Genomic DNA, 230 nt, shown 5'->3' with positions numbered 1-230 from the left:
ACATTCGATGAGCTAGGGCGTAAAAAAGCAAAACTAGAACGCGCGAGTAAACGTATTATCGAACGTCACCAATCACAAGATAGCCTGAGCGAAGAGTTGATAACACAGGATTTAAAGCAAAAAGAAAAGCTGGATAAAAGTGCAGATAAAATCACGGAGTTCTTAGCGACCCACGAGGAAAAAACGGGCAGCAAAGGCAAGCCCATTAAAAGTAATATTACCGACCCTGA

General features: G+C 42.2%; 1 pseudogene. It reads left to right on the top strand.

Annotated features, from left to right (window positions below):
- Nucleotides 1-230: pseudogene (locus J7338_RS21185) on the top strand (transposase); the annotation flags it as partial.

Origin of the sequence: Pseudoalteromonas ostreae (assembly GCF_018069805.1) — a bacterium.
In the GTDB taxonomy this organism is placed as follows: Bacteria; Pseudomonadota; Gammaproteobacteria; order Enterobacterales; family Alteromonadaceae; genus Pseudoalteromonas; species Pseudoalteromonas ostreae.
The sequence above is the reverse complement of the archived record's forward strand: the minus strand, read 5'-3'. Positions and strand labels throughout refer to the sequence as shown.